The sequence below is a fragment of the Onishia taeanensis genome (assembly GCF_003268885.1).
In the GTDB taxonomy this organism is placed as follows: domain Bacteria; phylum Pseudomonadota; class Gammaproteobacteria; order Pseudomonadales; family Halomonadaceae; genus Onishia; species Onishia taeanensis_A.
Genome location: NZ_QLSX01000005.1, coordinates 230,678 through 249,713 on the forward strand (window position 1 = coordinate 230,678; position 19,036 = coordinate 249,713).

A 19,036-nucleotide genomic window follows, 5' to 3' on the forward strand; every position below is an offset into this window, starting at 1 on the left:
CGCCTTCGTTTCATTGGCCATTATCACCCGGTTCGGGTATCGCGGCCTGAAGAAGCTGGCCTCAGGGCCGCACCAGCGCATGCCCGCGCTCGCCAAGCGCCTTGGCCAGTCGCGCGATATGCGAAGGCCCCACCTCACAGCAGCCACCGATGATCTCGATGCCGTGATCGATCCAGCGCGTTGCCGTGCGCGTAAAGGCCTCGGGGTCAAGGTCATGGCGTGCCTCAAGCGCGCTGACGGTGCCGCCGGGGGCCAACGCCTCGACGGAGGTGAACCCATTGGGATAAGCGCCGGTCGCCCCGGAGAAACCGGTCAGCACGTCGAGACTGGCCTCGATGGTTTCAGGTTGACTGCAGTTGAGCAGCAGCGCCTGCACGCCGAGCGATTCCGCGAGCGCCACCGCGTCGGCCAGCGGCTCATGGCTGCGCAGCCGGTCGGGATGCGCATCATCGAGCGTTACGGCGACCCAGACCGGCAGGCCCGTCTCCGATGCCGCCGTTACCGCCGAGCGCATCTCGTCAAGCGAAGCCATCGCCTCGCACAGCCACAGATCAACGCCCTCGCCGGCAGCCACCATACGCCGATAGCTGGCCACGGCTACTTCGCCAGCGGGTGACTGATCGGGCCGGTAGCTGGCGACCAGCGGGGGCAGGCAGCCGGCAATCGCCACGTCCTCGCCGCAGGCGGCGACCGCTTTTTGCGCCCGCTCCAGCGCCCGTTGATGCAGCATCTCGAGAGTCTCGGCCTGTCCGGCAAGGGAGAGGCGCTCCGGCGTGGCGGTATAGGTCGCCAGGGTAATCACTCGAGCGCCGGCCCGAATGAAGTCTTCATGAAGGCCCTGCACCAGATCAGGGTGCTGCTTGAGGATATGGGTGGACCAGAGCGGGGTGGGCGGCTCGCCAGCACGACGGACGAGCTCCTGGCCCATGCCGCCGTCCAGCAGCACGATCGATGACATACACTGACTCCTGACTCGCATAACGATTCGAATAGCGTCTCGCATCACGACTTCACATTCGACAGACGGGCCGTACACTCGTGAGCAGCGACCTCCAGACTCAGGCGCATGAGCCCATCGACGCATGATTCGGATACCCGACAGGTGGGGAATTTTAGCATGCTCATGATAGGGCTGTTGCCCTCGAATGAGGGGTGCTAATGTGTCGCCCGCCGACGGCTGTCGGCTTCCCCGTTTGATGCTGATGAAGGCTACCGTGCTCGTACCCATTCCCTTTCGCCGCCGTGGCAAGGACACTTCACACGAGACATCTCAGGTCCGCCTCGAACGCGAAGGCCGCGACGAGATTGATCGCATCACCCGCGCCGTGGAGAAGGTCCCCTGGTCGGTCAGCCTGCTGCAGATCCTGTGGACCGCCGGTCCCGTCACCCTGCTGGGCGCCTGGGGCGGCTACCTGCTGGGCTACGGGCGCGCGCCCACCGCCGATAACTACATCTTCTTTATCAGCTACACAGTGATTACCGGCGCGACCGGCATCATCGCCAACCTGGTGCATCAGTTCACTGGGGCGCGACACGCTGAGAAGACCACCGCCAAGATAGAGCGCGTCATCAAGGCACTGCCGGATCTGCTGCTGACCACGCGCGACCTGATCGTCGAAAGCCTCGAGGGCGACGCCCGGCGTCGCGAGGCCGCCGCCATGCTGCTGCGCAAGCAGGACCTGTCACCCGAGGGTGTTGAGCTTGCCGCCCTTGAGCTGCTCGATGATCGCGACAGCGCCCGGATCATCAGCCAGATCGACATCTACCGCCGAGTCGGCCTGCATGCCCGTATCCGCGACATGATCGCGCTCTACGGCGAGACGCTGGAACCGCAGTTCCAGGAACTCGCCGCGCTGGCCCCGGAGGCCACCGACCTGTTGCGCGCGCGCTTCACTGGCCAGGCGCCGGCGCTGCAGCACGGGGTCTCGCGAGATGACAACTTCATCGAGCGCGTGCTGGCGGCCATCGAGCAGGACGACGAGCTCCTGATGACGCTGCAGGACGTGGAAGAGATGCTGATCCTGGCCTTCGAGCTGATCAGCGGCCGACAGATCCCCATGCTGACCTTCGAGTACAAGGGCCGCTGGAAGCTGGCGCAGGCCTTCGATGCCCTGGAACAGGCCCGCGCCCGGCACCGTATCGCTCAGGCCACCGGCCTTTCGCGCCTCAAGGCCCTGATGGCCTATCTCGCCGAGCAGTCGGGCACCCTGGTCGAGGATTCCGCCTCGGGGCTGCGCGCCGAGGTACTGGTCGAGCGCTCGCGCAACGCTATGGATGCACTCGCCGAGCAGATCCAGCATCTGGCCAAGGCGGTGCGCAGCGGCCAGAGCCAGCATCGCCGTGCCCTGGATCACAAGGCCGAGCTCTTGGCCAACGCCGTGCGTCTGCACAAGCAGGTATCGGAAGCCTACGAGCAAGTGGGTCGCCATCATGCCCAGCTGCTCAAGATGGTCGAGCGCTGGGAGCGCATCAGCCATGCCCAGGACAGCGACGGGGCCCGCCTGCAGCTGAGTCCAGGCCGGCGCGGCCTGCGCATCCGCGAGCACGTCATCGAGCTCGATGACGAAGCCAAGGCCAAGGTCTGCAAGCGGCTCGTCAAGCACCTGGGCAGCAGCGAATTCGATCAGCATCGCCGAACCACGCTGGGCATCGAACGCGAGCGGCGGCTGTCAATCGGCGGCGGGGTGTCCAAGCGCCTGGCGGTCGAGATCGCCCTGGCGCTTGAGCCGCATACCCATCTTTCTCGACCGGCGGTGCAGCGCGCCATCAACAGCACCAACGCCGCCGATTTCGGCCAGCTCGAGCCTAATCTGTCGGCGGCTGCCAAGGCGGCAATGGGGGCCGCCATGGTCAAGGAGATCGAGGTCGACCTGTCGCGCCCCGCCGAGCAGCTCGCCCTGGCGCTGGTGCGCCACTATCACGTGGAGCTCGAACCCGAGGCCATCGACTTCCTGGTCCAGCACTATGGGGCTCGGGAAGCCACCCTGACCATGCTCTCCAACTACCATGCCAGTCATGCCGGCACTGACACGCCCAACATAAGCTATCTGAGCCAGCGTCCGCCGATGGTCGGCAAGCCCCACCGGGACTGGTACCGCGCTCTGGTCAAGGCGCGCCGGGCACTGGGCCTGAAAGGCGGCGAACGCCGCTGAGGCGGGCCCTGGGGTGTCCAAGGCGCCTCAATCCTGCCGTGCCCACTCAAGCAGCGGCCGAGCCCGCCCGGCCATGTCCAGCCGGGCCTGCAGGCGTACCAGGTTCCAATAGTGGCCGTTGAGCGTACGTGACAGCAGCAACATATCCGCCGGCGGCTGCAGGCGATCCATCGCCGCCCACACTCGCGGGCTCAGCTCGCGGAGGCGCCGGTGCACCCGCACATCGCCAAGATCCTGCTCACCGGGCGCGAACAGCGGCGCGACGGCCGCGGCGCTGTCACGGTACAGACTCAGCGGCGCCCCTTCGCCCTGACGCCCGCCCATCGCCAGCAGAGCCGCATCCATGGCCATCGGGTCTTCCTCCAGGGTGGCCTCGAGCAGCCTGAGCATCTGCCGAAGCCGCGCCTCGGGCACCGCAATCACTGCGCCAAGATCATAGATGATCAAGCGCCCCTCGGCGTCGGCGGCAAAGTTGCCGGCATGCGGGTCGGCATGCAGCTCACCGAAGGTAAAGAGCTCATCGGTCATCCAGTCGGCGAGGCGAACCGCCACGGCCTGGCGCAGGGCATCATCCGCCTGATCCATCTCACGCAGCGGCGTGCCCGGCACGTATGACATGGCCAGCACCCGAGAGGTGCACAGCGCCTCGATCGGCGCCGGGATGACGACATCATTGTTTTGCGCGTAGCGCTGCCGATAGCGCGACAGGGCTGCAGCCTCGGCCCGGTAGTCGAGCTCACCGCGCAGGCTCTCGGCGAGTTCCTCGAAGAGCGCATCCAGGCGCGCCTGGGGCACCTTGAACCAACGTCCCAGCCGCATCATCCGGCGCACCTGGGAAAGATCGCTCTCCAGGACATCGACAAGTCCCGGATACTGCACCTTGAGCACCAGGGTCTCGCCATCGAGAGTCGTGGCGAGATGTACCTGACCCATGGAGGCGCTGGCAAAGGGGCGCTCCTCGATCTGTGCGAAACGCGCGTCGAGATCGCCGTATTCGGCCTCGAGGGTGGTGCGGATCTTCGCCCAGGGCATCGGCTGTGCCTGGCGCTGCAGCCGGGCGAGCTCGTCGGCAAGCTCCTGCGGCAGCAGGTCATCCCACTGCGACATGACCTGGGCGAGCTTCATGGCCGGCCCCTTGAGTTCAGAGAGCCCTTCGAACAGCGCCTCGCCCAACGAGCGCCAGTCGGCTTCGCCCCCCAGGCGGATCTTGAGCATTGCGCCGCCGGTTCTTGCCCCCAGTCCCAGCAGCCGTCGCGTTCTGCCGCGCTCACGCATAGTGATACAAACCTTGTACGATTTTGGCTTCAGGTTACACCTGGCGAGCCGGGCAAGATACTGGAAGAATGTCCATTACTTTGACAAGGTGGCGAGCTCGCCCTGCATCCCGTTATTCACTCTCATGAGGCTCCCATGCGCCTGATTATCGCCGAGAAACCGAGCCTTGCCCGCGCCATCGCCGATGCCCTGCCCGGTCAGGCCAAGCGCAGTGACGGCGCCCTGACGGTCGGCGATACCACCGTGACCTGGTGCCTGGGTCACCTGCTCGAGCAGGCGCCGCCGGATGCCTATGACCCGGCCCTCAAGCAATGGCGCCTCGATCATCTGCCGATCCTTCCCGACCCCTGGCGCCTGATGCCAAGGCCCAAGGCGCGCGGCCAGCTGGCGGTGATTCGTCGGCTGCTCAAGGAGGCCAGCAGCGTGGTGCACGCCGGCGACCCGGACCGTGAAGGCCAACTATTGGTGCAGGAAGTACTCGACTACCTGAAGTGGCGCGGGCCGGTCTCGCGGCTGCTAGTCAACGACCTCAACCGCCCGGCGGTGGTCAAGGCACTCGGGCAGCTTGCCGACAACGCCGAGTTTCAGGCGCTGTATCGGGCCGCCGAGACCCGCTCCCGGGCCGACTGGCTGTATGGCATCAACCTGACCCGCGCCTGGACCCTGACCGGTCGCCAGGCGGGGCACGACGGCGTGCTCTCGGTGGGCCGGGTCCAGACGCCGGTGCTTGGGCTGGTGGTGCGCCGCGACGCCGAGATTGCCGCCTTTACGCCACGCCCCTTTCATGTGCTGTGGGTCGATCTGGCCGTCGAACATGGCAGCCTGCGGGCCTGGTGGCAGCCCGGCGAGCATCACCCGCTGGATGACCAGGGTCGCCTGCTCGAGCGCGCCCCCGCCGAGGCGCTGGCCGCACGCTTGCCGGGCAGCCAGGGCAGGCTCACCTCGCTCACTGCCAAGAAGAGCCGCCAGGCCGCCCCGCTGCCCTACTCCCTGTCGGCGCTGCAGGTCGACGCGGCCCGTCGCTACAAGCTGTCGGCCAAGGCGGTGCTGGATACCTGCCAGAGCCTCTACGAGCGCCACAAGCTGATCACCTATCCGCGCTCGGACTGCCGCTACCTGCCCGCCGCTCACCATGGCCCAGCAAGGCAGGCGCTGACCAACGCCTGCCAGGGCGATGCCACCCTGGGCCCCTGGCTTGCAGGCGCCGATTTCTCGTTGCGCTCCAAGGCCTTCAACGATGCCAAGGTCAGCGCCCACCACGCCCTGTCGCCCACCGGCACCCGACCCGATTTCTCGCGGCTTTCGGCCACCGAGGCCAATGTCTTCCGGCTGATCGCCCGCAACGTGTTGGCGCAGTTCTATCCGCCGCTTGCGACCCGCGAGGTCAAGGCCGAGTTCACCCTTCTCGAGGAGCGCTTTCGCGCCCAGGGCCGGGAGATTCTCGCCCCGGGCTGGAAACCGCTGTTCACCACCCGCGACGAGGCACCGCCGCTGCCGCCCTTGCGAGAGGGCGAGCCGGCAAGCGTCCAGGAGGTCGGCGTCGAGGATCGCGAGACCCGGCCGCCGGAACCCTTCAACGATGCCAGCCTGATCAAGGCGATGATGAACATCGCCCGCTATGTTCAGGATCCGGCGGTCAAGCGCACCCTGAAGGACTCCGATGGCCTGGGCACCGAGGCGACCCGCGCCGGCATCATCGAGACGCTGCTCGATCGCGGCTATCTGGTGCGCCAGCAGCAGGCCCTGCGCGCCACCCAGATCGGCCATGCGCTGATCAACGCCCTGCCCGAGGCGGTCGGCCGCGCCGAGCGCACCGCGCTCTGGGAGCAGCGCCTGACCGACATCGCCGAGACCGGCAGCGACCCGTCGCCCTTCCTCTCGGGCCTGGTCGAGGACCTGCGAAGCCTGCTGGGCGCTGCCGATGCCGGGCGCATGCGCAGCGCCCTGAGTGACGCACGCGGTGTCGCCCCGGCCGCGCCGAGTGCCGCCACGTCGAGGCGCAAGACGCGCCGGCAGGGCACGGGAAAAGGGGCCCGCGCCTCTTCCAAGCGCACCTCTGCCAAGGGCGCAGCGACCAATAGCTCATCGACCAAGAGCACTGCCGGCAAGACGACCGGCAGCGCAGGCACGCGACGCAAGGCCGGCGGTTCGGGCCGGCGCGGCAAGAAGACGGACGACGCATGAACACGACGACGGACAGCACCACGCACGCGCGCCCCGCTCACCAGGCGCAACCCGAGCGGCCCAGCCACTGGATCCTCGGCCCCGGGGCCGTGGGACGACTGCTTGCCATGCAGCTGGCGGCCCAGGTGCCGGTGACACTGATTGGGCGTCGCGAGCCGCCAGGCCGGCTGACCCTGACCACGCCCGAGGGCGAGCACCTCGCGCGCGCACTGCCCGGCGCCACGCTTGAGACCCTGCCGGCGACGCCCCCGGCGATGATCCACCTGACCACCAAGGCACATGGTGCCGAGGCGGCCATCGAAGCCCTGACCGGTCGAGTGCCTGCCAGCACACCGCTGGTGCTGTGGCAGAACGGCTTTAGCGTTCAGGAGGCCATGACCCGGTCCTGGCCCGGCCCGGTGCTCTGCGCCAGCACCACCGAGGGCGCCTTCGTGGACGACACGCCACAGCGTCAGGCCGTGGTGCACGCCGGCCATGGTCGCACCGTGATCGGCCACCTCGACGGCGCCTACCCTGAGCTTGCCGAGTCGCTGGCCAGCACCCTGAGTGCAGCGGGCCTGCCCTGCCAGGCAGTCGATAACATCCGCGTCAGGCTGTGGCACAAGCTCGCGGTAAATGCCGCCATCAACCCGCTGGTGGCGCGCTTTCGGATCCGCAACGGCCAGCTCAGGGACCGTCCCTTCCGGCCGATGGTCGAGGCGCTGGTAACAGAACTCGCCTGGATCATGGCAGCAGAGGGAATCCCCGCCCCGCCCGACGGCTGGTCGGCGCTGGTGTGGAGTGTGGTCGCGGGCACCGCCAACAATCGCGCCTCGATGCTCCAGGACGTGCTGGCGGGCCGGCCCACCGAGGTCGATGCCATCCTCGGCCCGCTGCGGGCGGCCGCCCGGCGTCACGCCATCGCCACCCCCAGGCTTGACGCCCTCTGGGCCATTACGCCTTAGTTTTATGAGAAAAAATTGAATCGAAAAAAGTTGTTCCCAAAAGGCGGGTACGCATAGCGCGCGGCCCTCGCCGCCAGGCACTGCACGGCGGCGCTGATTCTTCCTCGTCTACTCCCCTCCTGTCCCCCTTCCGTCCCCCTGTCTCTTTAATCGTCGCGTTAGGCCGCCATGCCTGGCCAAGCAGCGCCCCGCCATGCACCGGCGGGCATGTTCATGACATTTTGCTTGACCCTTGGGTAACACAAGGGTTCTAGGCTTGCTGTAGATAAAGGCTAAATACCCGCAGGGGAGTTCTTTCTCCTTCTACTTGTTTCACTCCGGCTAGAGGTGGGAAACGAACTTGAAGCACGACAGGGACGCGACGGAGACAAGCCCATGACGCAGCACGATCACGAACATGGTCAACGAGATGCTTCGGCATTGCCGGAAGACAGTGGTGAATCGGACCACCACCAAGACCACCACGCCAACCAGCACAACGGCCACCTCGCAAGCCAACAGAGTGGTCGCGAGCCGGACGGACGTTACACCTGCCCGATGCATCCAGAGGTCATCAAAGACAAGCCGGGGGAGTGCCCCAAGTGCGGCATGGCACTCGAGCCGATGGCGCCGACGGCTGCGTCGCAGAAAACCGAGTGGATCTGCCCCATGCACCCGGAGATCGTCCGTGACGAATCCGGCGAGTGTCCCAAGTGCGGCATGGCACTCGAGCCGCGGCAAGTGAGCGCCGATGCCGAGGAGAACCCCGAGCTCATCGACATGACCCGCCGCTTCTGGGTTGGCGTCGCGCTCACCGTGCCGCTGTTCCTGCTGGCCATGGGCGGGATGGTGCCCGGCGTCGACATGGGGGCTCTGGTGCCTCACGGCATCCGGGTGTGGCTGGAGCTGGCGCTGGCCACGCCGGTGGTGATGTGGAGCGGCTGGCCCTTCTTCGTGCGCGGCTATCGCTCGGTGATCAACACAAGCCCAAACATGTTCACCCTGATCGCGCTGGGCACGGGCGTCGCCTACCTATATAGCGTGATTGCCGCGGTGTTTCCGCAGATATTCCCCCTCTCCTTCCGCGACGAGACCGGCCAGGTCAGCGTCTACTTCGAAGCCGCCGCGATGATCGTCACCCTGGTGTTGCTCGGCCAGGTCATGGAGCTGCGGGCCCGCGGCCAGACCAACGCCGCGATCAAGGCGCTGCTGGGGATGGCGCCCAAGACCGCCCGCCGGATCAGCGACGACGGCAGCGAGGAGGACGTGGCGTTGGAGCAGGTCCAGATCGGCGACCGCCTGCGGGTTCATCCCGGTGAGAAGGTACCGGTGGACGGCGTCGTCGTCGAGGGCAACTCTTCGCTGGACGAGTCAATGATCACCGGGGAACCGATTCCCGTCGAGAAGAAGACTGACGACAAGGTCATCGGCGCCACTATCAACGGCACCGGCGCGCTGGTCATCGAGGCGCAGCGGGTGGGCAGCGACACCCTTCTCGCTCAGATCGTGCAGATGGTCGCCGAAGCCAGCCGAAGCCGCGCCCCGATCCAGAACCTGGTGGACGTGGTGGCCGCCTACTTCGTGCCGGCAGTGGTGCTCTCGGCCGTCGCTACCTTCATCATCTGGAGTCTGTTCGGGCCCGAACCGGCGATGGCCTATGCGCTGATCAATGCCGTGGCGGTGCTGATCATCGCCTGCCCCTGTGCGCTGGGCCTGGCCACCCCGATGTCGATCATGGTCGCCAGTGGCAAGGGCGCGTCGATGGGCGTGCTGTTCAAGAACGCTGAGGCGATCCAAACGCTTCGCGATGTCGACACCCTGGTTGTCGACAAAACCGGCACCCTCACCGAGGGGCACCCCAGGTTGCAGGACGTGGTGGCCGCCGAAGGCTTCTCGGAATCGCAGGTGCTGGGCCTGGCGGCGACACTGGAGCGTGGCAGCGAGCATCCGCTCGCCGCTGCCATCGTCCAGGGCGCCGAGACGCGCGAGGTCACCCTTGAGCGCTATACCGACTTCGCGTCCGTCACCGGTAAAGGCGTCACCGGTCGGGTCGGCGAACAGCAGGTAGCACTGGGCAACCGCGCCCTGATGGAAAGCCTGGATATCGAAGCCTCGTCGCTCACGGAGCGTGCCGAATCCCTACGGGCCGAGGGCAAGACGGCGATGTTCGTGGCGGTAGATGGTAAAGCTGCGGGGCTCGTCACTGTCGCCGATCCGATCAAGGACACTACGGCTGAAGCTATTCGCGCCCTGCATGAGGAAGGCATCCGCATCGTCATGCTCACCGGTGACAGCCAGACCACGGCGGAGGCCGTAGCGAAGGAATTAGGGATCGACGAGATCATCGCAGGGGTATTGCCTGAGCAGAAGGCCGAGAAGGTCAAGGCACTACAGGCCGAGGGGCGCTTCGTCGCCATGGCCGGCGACGGCATCAACGACGCCCCGGCGCTCGCCCAGGCCCAGGTGGGCATCGCCATGGGGACCGGCACCGATGTCGCCATGGAAAGTGCCGGCGTCACCCTGATCAAGGGCGATCTGATGGGCATCGTGCGCGCACGCAAGCTGAGTCGCGCCACCATGCGCAATATCAAGCAGAACCTGTTCTTTGCCTTCGCCTACAATAGCCTCGGTGTGCCTATTGCCGCCGGGGTGCTGTACCCCGCCTTTGGCCTGTTGCTGTCGCCGATCTTCGCCGCCGCGGCCATGTCATTGAGCTCGGTGTCGGTGGTGGGCAATGCCCTGCGACTGCGCCGAACAAACATCTGATCCTACATCTTGTGATCGAAGCGCACGCTGGCGCTCAAGCCAGCGTTGCCCAACAGCACTCTCGAGAGGTCATCTCACCATGCAAAATCAAGTCACGGCACTGTGTCTGGCCGGCGGCCTGTTGCTCGGCGCCAGCACAGTCCACGCCGCGCTGCCGGACAGTGCCCGCCTCTACAAGAACCCGTCCTGCGGTTGCTGCGAGACCTATGCCCGTCATCTCGAGTCCAGCGGCATCGACGTCGAAGTGATCGACAGCCAGCCCATGGGACAGATCAAGGAGGCGGCCGGCATCCCCTACGGCCAGGGGTCCTGCCATACCGTCATGATGGATGGCTATGTCATCGAGGGGCATGTGCCCGTCGCCGCCCTGGAGATGCTCTTTGAGCAGCGCCCTGAGATCGACGGCATCGGACTGGCCGGCATGCCCCAGGGCACTCCGGGTATGCCCGGACAGCAGCTCGCACCCTATGAGGTCTATCAATTCACTGACGGGCAGGCTACGCCGTTCATGACCCTTTGACTGGCTTGACTTAAGCAACGCTTAAGCCAACGGCACCACACTGGTGAGACATTCTTCCAGACCCGTCTCGCCATGCCGCCTTCACGACTCTCCTCTCGCCGGCAAGCCTCGTCTTCCGGCGCCACTACCGGCACCCGCTCTTCGGTTGCCGACGCTTGCCCACAAGCGGCCCTGCGGCGGGAGAGCGGACGCCCGGCCTCAGGCTGGCTCAGCTGGCTGCTGGTCGGCTGGGTCCTGTTTCTGACCATGATGCTCGTCGGGCGGGCCGCCGGCCTGGACTTCAAGCTCGCCGATACGCTTTATCATCTTCAGGGCGACGCTTGGTCACTGCACCATGCCTTTCTTACCGAGCAGGTACTGCATGGCGGTGGACGCATGCTCAGCCAGAGCATGGGCGTAGCAGCCATCCTTGCGCTGATCGCCAGCTGGCTGCGCCCCGCCTGGCGGGACTGGCGCCGCCCATTGGGCTATCTGGTGCTGGCCGTGGCAGCGTCGACCCTCGGCGTCTCGATACTCAAGCAGCTGATCAGCATGGACTGCCCCTGGGACCTTAGCCGCTATGGGGGCGCTCGTGCCTATATCGGCCTGCTGGCGACACGGCCCGCCGACTACCCGGACACGGCCTGCTTCCCCGCCGGGCATGCCAGTGCCGGCTATGCCTGGATCGCGCTTTACTTCTTCTGCAACGCCATCCGCCCCCGTTGGCGCTGGGCCGGCCTCTGCCTGGCGCTGGCCCTGGGCCTTGCATTCGGCATCGCCCAACAGCTTCGCGGTGCGCATTTCCTCTCACACGATCTGTGGACGCTAATGCTTTGCGCGACGCTGAGCCTGTTACTGGCCCGTTGGCTACTCCCCTCGTCCGTCAGCCTGGCCGCTTCCCCATCATCCTCAATCTCTCTCGAGGAAGACTCGCATGCATGAACGCTTTCGCATGGCCACCACCTGGCTGGCCAGCCTGGCGCGCCCGTCGCTGACCCTGTCACCAGAGCGCCTGACGCTGTTGGTCTGCCTGGTTTTCACGCTCTTCTACCAGCAGGCCTTCTGGCAGCAGGTCATGGCCGCTGAACCGGCCCTCACCGCCTGGCAGTTGCTCGCTTACGGGCTAGTGCTGACGGGGCTGCAGTTCATCGTCTTCGTGCTGTTCGTCACCCGCCATACGGCCAAACCCCTACTTTCGGCCTTGATCCTGCTGGCGGCCACGGTGAGCTACTACACCGGTCATTACGGCACCTACTTCGATACCCATATGATCGATAACGTGTTGCAGACCGACACCAAGGAAGCGGGTGAACTGCTTACCCCGGGCTTCGCGGGCTACCTGCTGCTGTACGCGGGGCTGCCGATGGCGCTGCTGTGGCGAGTCAGGCTCTCGGCAAGCACCTGGCCACGGGCGCTGGGGCGCCGCTTCGCCTACCTGGCCGGGGGGGTGGCGATGCTGGCAGTGGCGCTGATGGTGTCCTATCAGAGCCTGTCATCACTGATGCGCAACCATACCGAGCTGCGTTACCTGGTCACTCCGGGCAATGCCCTGATTTCCTCCGGCCGGGTGCTGGCGGCAAGTGACCCGCTGCCCGAGCAACGCCTGCCGATCGGCGAAGACGCCACTCGCCTGCCGCGTGCCGGCGACAAGCCGCTGCTGATGGTGTTGGTGGTGGGGGAAACCGTCCGTGCCGCCAACTGGGGGCTGAATGGCTATGCGCGCCAGACCACGCCTCAGTTGACGAAGCGTGGTGTGATCAACTTCACCGATGTGAGTACCTGCGGCACCAGCACCGCCGTTTCGCTGCCCTGCATGTTCGCGCCTATCGGCAAGGACGACTACGACGAGCGCTATATCAAGAGTCATGAGTCGCTGCTGGATGTGCTCGATCATGCGGGCTTTAACGTGCTATGGCTGGATAATCAGGCCGGGTGCAAGGGCGTCTGTGATGGCGTGAGTCAGCAGTCGATCCAACCCGATGATCACCCCAAGCAGTGCCAGGATGGCCGCTGCCTGGACGAGGCGCTGGATGAGGAACTGCGCGCCCGTCTCGACAACCTCGAAGGCGATACCGTCATCGTTCTCCATCAGCTCGGCAACCACGGCCCCAGCTACTATCAGCGCTATCCGGAAACGTTTCGTCGCTTCACGCCGACCTGCGACAGCGCCGACCTGAACAGCTGCTCGCAGCAGGCCATCACCAACAGCTACGACAACGCCATCCTCTATACTGATAGCGTGCTGGATCATGTGATTGGCGCCCTGGCGGAACAGTCGCATCATGCCGCTTCGCTGCTGTATCTCTCGGATCATGGCGAATCGCTGGGTGAACACGGCCTATACCTGCATGGACTACCCTACGCAATCGCCCCGAAGGAGCAGACCCAGGTACCTATGGTGTGGTGGTCATCGGCGGCCTTTGACGCGGCAGTAGGGCTCGACAAGGATTGCCTGGCAACAACCCGCGACGCCCCTCTTGGCCATGCCAACCTCTTTCACAGTGTGTTGGGAGCACTCAGGGTCGAGAGTCGCATTCTGAACCCGCAGCAAGACATGACGCGGGTCTGTAGAAGTGACGCCTAGTCATTCAACTTTGATACTTTAGTCGACATTTTCAGTTGACAGCAGGACTTAATGAAGCAGTAAGATAGATATTCTGAGCTTGCTAACTTTCAAGCCCCCGATGCTCGGTCACTCGCGCACCGGAATCGACACGAGGAGTACCATCATGCCAGATATGTCGCATCCCACCCTGTCGCTCGAGTCGCTGGCCGGTGACCTGCCGATCGCCGACCCCGCCGCGTCGCTTTCGCATCTGACGGTGGATAGCCCGGCGAGCTCACTGCTCACCGATTTCACCAAGGTGAGAGCACGCACTATCGGCACGGAGACACCCGCCGAAGAAGCCCGTCTGATCATGCAGGCCAGCGGCGTGCGTCTTCTGCTGGTGGCCGATGCCGATGGACACTGCCAGGGCATCGTCACAGCCAAGGAACTGCTCGGTGGACGCCGGACGACCCAAGCCATGCAGACTCATCAGATTGCCCGCGCCGACGTAACCGTGGGCATGGTGCAGTCTTCATGCTCAACGCTGCATGCGCTGCCGCTATCGCGCCTGTCGCACCTGACTATCGGCACGCTAGTCAAGGCACTGCAGGCCCATGGCGACCAGCATTTGCTGATCGTCGACCATGACGAACAGCAGCAGCCCCGGCTGCGCGGCCTAGTCTCGGCCTCCGATGCCGGGCGCGCGCTGGGCGTCGAGCTGGGTCAACTGCTCCGGGAACCACATAGCTTCGCCGATATCTGTCGCGTCATGCTCGGCCACGAGCTATGAAACCCCGCCACTGACGGGGTTCGTGATAGCCTGATAGACATTGACCCGTGCCGGCCTCGTGCCGGCATACCAACATCACACAAGGCGCTTCATGGCACACGATCACGCGCATCACAGTGACAGCGAAGCCAGGCTCCTGTGGGCCTTGGTACTCACCGGCGCCTTCATGATCGCCGAGGTGGTCGGTGGGCTACTTTCCGGCTCGCTGGCGCTGCTGGCCGATGCCGCTCACATGCTCACCGACAGCGCCGCCCTGGCGCTGGCCTGGTTCGCCGCCCGCTTGAGCAGACGCCCCTCCGACCGACGTCGCACCTTTGGCTATCACCGCGTGCAGATACTGGCCGCCTTCGTCAACGGCCTGACGCTGATCGGCCTGGTCGTGTGGATTTGCGTCGAGGCCATCGGACGACTGCTGAACCCGGTCGATATCCAGGCCAATACCATGATGGTGATCGCGACCCTGGGGCTGGCGGTAAATATCGTAGTATTCGCCATCCTGCACCTGGGTGATCGCGATAACCTCAATATCCGCGGCGCGGCTCTGCATGTGCTGGGAGACCTGCTTGGCTCGGTGGCGGCCATCGTCGCCGGCGCGGTCATCTTCGCCACTGGCTGGATGCCGATCGACCCTCTGCTATCGCTGCTGATTGCCGCGCTTATTCTGCACAGCGCTTGGAAACTGACCCGCGAATCTGCACACATCCTGCTCGAAGGCGCCCCGGATGGCCTCGACGTGGATCAGATCGAACACAGTATCCCGCAGCAGATTGCCGCCGTCTCGGAGGTGCACCACGTGCATGCCTGGTCGCTGACGCCGGCCCGGCCGATGGTGTCACTGCATGCCACCCTGGTCGACGGCATGGATCGCCACGAGGCGCTGGTGGCTATCAAGGCGTTGCTGGATGAACGTTTTGGTATCAGCCATGCCACCATCCAGCTCGAGGCGCGCGACTACTGCCTGGATTCGCCGGAATCGGATAGCTGCAGGGAGACTGAAGCGTCGGCGCCACACGCGCATGCTCACTCTCACGAACACTCTCATTCGCACGGATAGCGCAAGCTGGCGCTATTCGAACGGCATTATTCAAAGAGCACTACTCAAAGAGTGCTATTCAAACAACGTCATGAAAACAAAGCACTAGGATCACCATGTGGCTTTCAATTCTCGCCGTCAGCGGCGGTGCAGCCATCGGCGCCAACGCCCGCTGGTTGCTGGGACTATGGCTTAATCACTATTACCCGGCCATTCCGCTCGGCACACTGTTCGCCAATACGCTCGGCGGCTATCTGATCGGCCTCTTCGTGGCCCTGTTCAGCGAACACCCCCATATTTCACCGGAATGGCGACTGTTTCTCGTCACCGGCCTGTTCGGTGCTTTGACGACATTTTCTTCCTTCACCGCTGAAATTCTCGCTAACCTTCAGGCCGGTCGCCCGGGTCTGGCGCTGACCGGCATCGGCCTGCATCTTGGCGGCTCGCTGCTGTTCGCCTGGCTGGGTATGCTCAGCGTGAGCCTGGTACGCGACTTGATCGGGACCATGCCCTGATGAGGCGCCGATGAAATACAGCGCGTGAACTATCCCCTAACCCCTTATATCCCCCTTAACGACGGTGCCGGCAGCATCCAGCCGGGCCTGTCGCTTGATCGCGACTCCCTGACACCGGTCACGACTGATAGGATTGCATTCCTTGTCCCGACTGAATCGACCCCCTTATGAGCTCCGACCGGTCTTCAATAGATAGCCCTTCTACTGAGCCCTCATCCGAGCCGCTCTCTTCACAAGAGCCTTCGCAAGCGCCGCCTCCGAACGCTGGCGAAGCTGAAAGATCGCACATCAACAGCTCACGGCTGGTAGGCCTGCAGGCAAGTATCGCGAGCCTCAGCCAACGCTTGAAACCTTATGCCTGGCTATGGCCCCCGGTCGCTTTCAGTGCCGGGGTCGCGAGTTTCTTCCTGGTCGATCGCCAGCAGTGGCTGGGAGGCGCTCTTGCTCTGGCGATGCTGCTGGCATGGCTGCTGCTGCTCTCGGAAAGCCTGATTCAACGATGGCTTTCCAACCGCGGCTATCCCCACCTGTCACGGGGCGTGACCACCTTCATCGCCCAGATGATCCACCAGGAGACCCTGTTCTTCAGCCTGCCCTTTCTGCTTGCGACCACCGTGTGGTCGAGCGGTCAGGCGGTCTTCACGGTGCTCTTCGTGGGGCTTGCTCTGCTGTCGATTCTCGATCCGCTGTATTTCCGCCTGGCCGAACGCCATCGCTGGGTGTATTTCGCTTTCCACGCCCTGTGTGTGTTCGTGGTGGTATTGGTCACGCTGCCAATCATGCTGTACCTGACCACCGGCGAGAGCCTGGCCATCGCGCTGGCCGTGATGGTGGTATTTACGGTGCCCAGTCTGGTCAACCTGCTGCGCCCCAAACGCGCAAGCAGCTGGCTAGCGATGATCGGCCTGGCCTTGCTATTGGCAGGTGCTGGTTGGGCCAGTCGCGGCTGGGTGCCGCCCGCCAATCTTTGGCTCAGCGGTTATGCCCTGTCGCCAGGGTTAGAAGTCTCGAGCCGCAGCCCAAGCGGCCAAATGGCCTTGACCAGCGAGGCGGTCGCCTCCCGCGGCCTCTTCGTCTTCACGGCAATCCGTGCGCCGCGTGGCCTGAGCGAGACGGTTTATCATGAGTGGCGCCACAATGGCATTCTGATCGACCGCATTCCATTGGAGATTCGCGGTGGACGCGCTCAGGGATACAGAGCCTGGACCCACAAGCAGAATTTCCCGGAGAACCCCGACGGCGCCTGGCGGGTGGATGTGATGACGCCGTCAGGCCAGCGGATCGGCGTGGTGCGCTTCACCGTGCAGGAGGATGCTAAGGATGCGCAGGTTGTCAATGGCGACATCCAGACACCGTGGGGCCTGCCCGGGCTCAACTGGCGCCAACTGATTCCCGCCAAGGAAAACGACGCGACATGATCGCTGCTCGACCGGCCAGTGATCATTTCTTCGCCAAATGTGGGGTTGCATTGCCCAGGGCGAGTTCGCACAATGCAACTATTAGCTGGCGAACATAGGGCTACCATGCAAAAGAATATCGGCTTCAAGCTGGCCCGCCTGCCAAGACTCTGGCGAGCCATCATCGATCAGCGCCTAGCACCGCTGGGACTAACACAGACCCGCTGGGTCACCCTCTACCACCTGTGGCGGCTCGGCGATGGTCAGCCGCAGTGCGATCTGGCGAGGGCGATTGGCGTCGAGGCTCCATCGCTGGTGCGCACCTTGGATCAGCTTGCTCAGCAAGGCCTGATCGAACGCTGCCCCTGCGACCATGACCGCCGCGCCAAGCGTATCTTCCTGACGGAAGAAGCCGCGCCTCTGCTCGAGCAGATCGATAGCGTGGTGGAGCATGCCCGGGAAGAAATGCTCGACGGGCTGAGCGATGAGGACATCGAACGACTCGATGTCCTGCTCTCTCGCATCGAGGATAACGGCCTCAAGATCCAGACCCGGGACGACGTCAAGGCCTAGGCTTGAACTGCAAACGTGTCCTGCAGAGCGGCGGCGGGAGTCACCGCCGCGCCTGATCTCGCATTTCTCGAAATCCCAGCTTGCGGGGCGCCGGTTCATCCGGTCGCCCCGCAAGCTGCTGATGAAGGTCCAGGATATTGCTCCGATGCCGTTCAAAAGCATCGACCCCGAGCGACTCCTCCCACCATAGCGTCAGCGCCTCACGGCTTGATTCCACTACCTTCGCATCCATCGGCAGCTCTGCCAGCACTGTCTCGAGCCTTGCTCTGGCCTCGCCGGGCAGTGGGCGCAGCGGTTCGACGCGCCAACGCCAGCCGTCCATGAACGGCTTGAGCGCATCGCTTGCCACCGCCTCGCGAACCAGCACGAAACGTGGCCCCGGATACTCGCCGGGATACGCCCATCGGTAGCTTGCCATCTGCCCGCCCTCATGCAACGGCGAATCGCCCAGTTTGACCCTAATCCCTGACTTTCTCGCCGCCTCACGCAGCTGCCCCATGCGCTGCTGCTGGAGGCTGGGCCGGAGCCACATCATTGGCGAGAGCATCAGCCCCATCACCAGCACAATGATCAACCAAACCATGTTCACCTCTACCTGCAGAAGATCGACCGAGCCCGCACGACGGAGCGCCGGAGAACGGGGCGAAAGATCGCCAACCTGGCACACCTCGGTCGACCAAAAAGGATTACTAAAATATGCTAAAAGATTGATATAAATCGTTGTCGCGAGCTAGTGGCAAGCCTAAAGTTGAGTCAGGCCCATTCACTTTCTACCGGGAGACTCTCATGAGCAACGAGTATGGTCACATCCTGGTCGCCGTCGACCTGACCAAGGATTCCCACAAGGTGCTGGAACGCGCGCTGCCGATTGCTGACCGCAACCACGCCAAGCTATCCATCATGCATACCCTGGAACCGCTGGGCTTCGCCTACGGCGGTGACATTCCGATGGATCTGACCAGCATTCAGGACCAGTTGGACGAGCACGCCAAGCAGCGTCTGGCCGAAATTGCCGATCCACATCAGGTCGCCAAGGAAGATCAGCACGTGGTGGTCGGCATGCCTGACACCGAGATTCATCGCTTCGCCGAGGAGCATGACGTCGACCTGATCGTAGTCGGCTCGCACGGCCGTCATGGCTTTGCGCTGCTGCTGGGTTCCACGTCCACAGGCGTGCTGCACGGAGCCAAGTGCGATGTGCTGGCGGTGCGGGTTGGTGATGAAGACAGCAAGGAATAGAGCAACCTTGAGCACTACCGCCAAGCCAATACCATCGCTTGGTTAATGCCTCACCCGCACGATGGCATCACTGGTGTCATGGCATCATTTGCCTCATGACAGCATGTGCCTCATGACAATAGCGCGTGTCACAGCAACGGCG

16 protein-coding genes are annotated in these 19,036 nt (G+C 64.3%); 13 read left to right on the forward strand and 3 right to left on the reverse strand.

The features are described from left to right. Positions 1–61: 61 nt before the first annotated feature. Complete coding sequence (locus BCL93_RS09060) at positions 62–958, reverse strand: homocysteine S-methyltransferase family protein (protein ID WP_112054950.1); 897 nt, start codon at positions 956–958, stop codon at positions 62–64. A 256-nt stretch (positions 959–1,214) separates the two neighbouring features. On the opposite strand from BCL93_RS09060, the gene BCL93_RS09065 reads away from it, so the two are divergent. Further along, complete coding sequence (locus BCL93_RS09065) at positions 1,215–3,152, forward strand: hypothetical protein (protein WP_112054987.1); 1,938 nt, start codon at positions 1,215–1,217, stop codon at positions 3,150–3,152. A gap of 27 nt (positions 3,153–3,179) precedes the next feature. On the opposite strand, the gene BCL93_RS09070 is transcribed toward BCL93_RS09065, so the two are convergent. Next, positions 3,180–4,427: an ABC1 kinase family protein gene (locus BCL93_RS09070; RefSeq protein ID WP_112054951.1), complete on the reverse strand. Its 1,248-nt coding sequence runs from the start codon at positions 4,425–4,427 to the stop codon at positions 3,180–3,182. Between the two features lie 135 nt (positions 4,428–4,562). Between BCL93_RS09070 and BCL93_RS09075 the strand changes: the two genes are divergently transcribed. The 11 genes from BCL93_RS09075 to slyA all read left to right on the forward strand — a co-directional run bounded on the left by BCL93_RS09075 (position 4,563) and on the right by slyA (position 17,655). Continuing rightward, the gene (locus BCL93_RS09075; RefSeq protein ID WP_112054952.1) at positions 4,563–6,611 is read left to right on the forward strand and encodes a DNA topoisomerase III; all 2,049 of its coding nucleotides are present in this window, start codon (positions 4,563–4,565) and stop codon (positions 6,609–6,611) included. Next, positions 6,608–7,555 (forward strand): ketopantoate reductase family protein, encoded by a 948-nt coding sequence (locus tag BCL93_RS09080; protein WP_112054953.1) that lies wholly within the window; start codon positions 6,608–6,610, stop codon positions 7,553–7,555. Before BCL93_RS09075 ends, BCL93_RS09080 begins: the two co-directional genes overlap by 4 nt. 375 nt (positions 7,556–7,930) lie before the next feature. Next, positions 7,931–10,300 carry a copper-transporting P-type ATPase gene (locus BCL93_RS09085; RefSeq protein ID WP_220086258.1) on the forward strand — a complete coding sequence of 790 codons (2,370 nt, stop codon included), beginning with the start codon at positions 7,931–7,933 and terminating at the stop codon, positions 10,298–10,300. A gap of 79 nt (positions 10,301–10,379) precedes the next feature. After that, the gene (locus tag BCL93_RS09090; protein ID WP_112054954.1) at positions 10,380–10,820 is read left to right on the forward strand and encodes a DUF411 domain-containing protein; all 441 of its coding nucleotides are present in this window, start codon (positions 10,380–10,382) and stop codon (positions 10,818–10,820) included. 72 nt (positions 10,821–10,892) lie between these two features. Next, positions 10,893–11,741: a phosphatase PAP2 family protein gene (locus tag BCL93_RS09095; RefSeq protein ID WP_112054955.1), complete on the forward strand. Its 849-nt coding sequence runs from the start codon at positions 10,893–10,895 to the stop codon at positions 11,739–11,741. Then, entirely contained in the window at positions 11,734–13,383 is a 1,650-nt protein-coding gene (locus BCL93_RS09100; protein ID WP_112054956.1) for a phosphoethanolamine transferase, read from the forward strand. Before BCL93_RS09095 ends, BCL93_RS09100 begins: the two co-directional genes overlap by 8 nt. A 145-nt stretch (positions 13,384–13,528) precedes the next feature. After that, complete coding sequence (locus BCL93_RS09105) at positions 13,529–14,137, forward strand: CBS domain-containing protein (protein WP_181463069.1); 609 nt, start codon at positions 13,529–13,531, stop codon at positions 14,135–14,137. A gap of 91 nt (positions 14,138–14,228) precedes the next feature. After that, complete coding sequence (locus BCL93_RS09110) at positions 14,229–15,191, forward strand: cation diffusion facilitator family transporter (RefSeq protein WP_112054958.1); 963 nt, start codon at positions 14,229–14,231, stop codon at positions 15,189–15,191. A 95-nt stretch (positions 15,192–15,286) separates the two neighbouring features. Next, positions 15,287–15,685 (forward strand): fluoride efflux transporter CrcB, encoded by a 399-nt coding sequence (gene crcB, locus BCL93_RS09115; RefSeq protein WP_112054959.1) that lies wholly within the window; start codon positions 15,287–15,289, stop codon positions 15,683–15,685. A 167-nt stretch (positions 15,686–15,852) separates the two neighbouring features. Next, a complete protein-coding gene (locus BCL93_RS09120; RefSeq protein WP_112054960.1) occupies positions 15,853–17,103 on the forward strand; it encodes a DUF5924 family protein in 1,251 nt (416 codons plus the stop codon). A gap of 105 nt (positions 17,104–17,208) precedes the next feature. Continuing rightward, positions 17,209–17,655 (forward strand): transcriptional regulator SlyA, encoded by a 447-nt coding sequence (gene slyA, locus BCL93_RS09125; RefSeq protein WP_112054961.1) that lies wholly within the window; start codon positions 17,209–17,211, stop codon positions 17,653–17,655. Positions 17,656–17,695: 40 nt separating this feature from the next. On the opposite strand, the gene BCL93_RS09130 is transcribed toward slyA, so the two are convergent. Beyond that, a complete protein-coding gene (locus BCL93_RS09130) occupies positions 17,696–18,238 on the reverse strand; it encodes a preprotein translocase subunit YajC (RefSeq protein ID WP_112054962.1) in 543 nt (180 codons plus the stop codon). Positions 18,239–18,441: 203 nt separating this feature from the next. On the opposite strand from BCL93_RS09130, the gene BCL93_RS09135 reads away from it, so the two are divergent. Beyond that, entirely contained in the window at positions 18,442–18,894 is a 453-nt protein-coding gene (locus BCL93_RS09135; RefSeq protein ID WP_112054963.1) for a universal stress protein, read from the forward strand. The last annotated feature ends 142 nt before the right edge of the window (positions 18,895–19,036 follow it).